Below are 1,499 nucleotides of genomic sequence, written 5' to 3'. Positions count from 1 at the left end.
AGTCGGCTCGATGCTCCTGCACCATGCGCACGGCGCGCTCGCGGACCTCGGGTGAGAACTTGTTTGACTTGGTCATAGCTCCATCTTCTCAAGTGTTGGAGCCTCCTCAAAACCCGGGGCGGTTCAAGCTGTATCCGGCCTGGCGGGAAGTGGCGCAGCGTCAAGACTCATAGACTCGGCGTCTCCGGGAGCCTCTGTTCTGCGGAGGTATGGCCTGGAGGGGGGTGGGGTTCTGCCGTTCGGTACTGGAGGGGGCAGCGCCCCCTCCGCCCCAACATCCACGCCTGCCGGCGCCGCCCAACCCCCAGCACCCATCCCCCCAGCGGCCCCACCCGCTCAATCGACGCCCTCCCTGCGCGACGGCTGGCAGCAGACCAGCGTGCCTGGCGTCGCCCGCAGCGGCAACACCTTCTCTGACGCGCCGGGCCTGCGCTGCAGGCGGACATCGCCAAGTCCAACAACACCCTGCGCGGTGCGCAGATCCAGGCCGATACGAGCCGCTACGCCTCCGACAACTCCCTGCGCGGCGACATCTTCAGGGCGCAGGGCAGCGCCGCGGCGGCGCGCCAGAGCGCGCTGGCCGGCGCCCAGAAGGACGAGCGCGACCGCCTGGACAAGCAGTACGCCGCCGCCGAGAAGCGCAGCGAGCCACCACCGGCCACGCTCACGTCCGGCACTCATGTCAGGTGCCGTTCGGTCATCCTACCTCGCATATCTTCGTGCGGCGTGCGCGAGCGCGATACCGGTGCTGACGACTTTGACCACGCGGGCGACGGAGCGAACGAGCCTGAAAAAACTAAAAAGCAGTGCCACTGAGTTTCCTTTTCTTGGGTTGGGGTTTGACCAGGGCGACGTGGGTTTCGCCCCATCCAGCGCTGTGACTATCTTCACTCTCCCCCGGTCGGGCGAGGTCGGGTCGATGAGGTATTCGGACTGGATCTCGTCTCCTGTACTCAGCGCGATCTGGTTCTGCTTGAAGCGCCGCGGCGAGACGGCGCCGAAGTCACACACCGCGTGGCGCGCGATCAGGTCAAGCGGCGTGCGGCTCAGTGCTCGACGTGCGTCGTCGTCCACAGTGAGCTTACCGAGCAGGAATTTGCTGAACATGAGGGGCGTCTTTCATCTTTGGGCACAGTGAGTGGACACACTGATGCTAGAATCTCGTGCTGGTGCGGTGTTGGACGGTGATGCCGCTGCCTTCACAGGCAGGGGTCACATGTTCGATCCATGTATCACCCACCATGCACAAATCCGGACGCGTTCCCATTCACTGGATGCGCCTTCGGTCAGGGTCGTTAACTCAGCGGTAGAGTGCCACCTTCACACGGTGGAAGTCAGTGGTTCGATCCCACTACGACCCACCAATTCCATCTTGAACCGCCCCGGGTTTCAAGGAGGCTGATTGGTTTAAGTTGACACCTCTGTCGAGGTGTTGCTGACGGCGAGTTGCCGCCAGTAGTTTGCCTCAGCTTCTGCGGGAGGGATGCCCCCAATCGGCG

At 63.8% G+C, this 1,499-nt stretch carries 2 protein-coding genes and 1 tRNA gene; 1 reads left to right on the top strand and 2 read right to left on the bottom strand.

Annotated features, from left to right (window positions below; translation table 11 throughout):
- Positions 1-336: 336 nt before the first annotated feature.
- Together ABD767_RS17185 and ABD767_RS17180 are read right to left on the bottom strand one after the other, a co-directional pair.
- A complete protein-coding gene (locus ABD767_RS17185; RefSeq protein ID WP_344870008.1) occupies positions 337-681 on the bottom strand; it encodes a hypothetical protein in 345 nt (114 codons plus the stop codon).
- A gap of 21 nt (positions 682-702) precedes the next feature.
- Positions 703-1,107 carry a hypothetical protein gene (locus tag ABD767_RS17180; RefSeq protein WP_344870007.1) on the bottom strand — a complete coding sequence of 135 codons (405 nt, stop codon included), beginning with the start codon at positions 1,105-1,107 and terminating at the stop codon, positions 703-705.
- Positions 1,108-1,289: 182 nt separating this feature from the next.
- Between ABD767_RS17180 and ABD767_RS17175 the strand changes: the two genes are divergently transcribed.
- Positions 1,290-1,364, top strand: a tRNA-Val gene (locus ABD767_RS17175).
- Positions 1,365-1,499 lie beyond the last annotated feature (135 nt).

The organism is Comamonas faecalis (genome assembly GCF_039538025.1).
In the GTDB taxonomy this organism is placed as follows: domain Bacteria; phylum Pseudomonadota; class Gammaproteobacteria; order Burkholderiales; family Burkholderiaceae_C; genus Comamonas_C; species Comamonas_C faecalis.
This window is presented reverse-complemented; position numbering and strand designations above follow the sequence as displayed.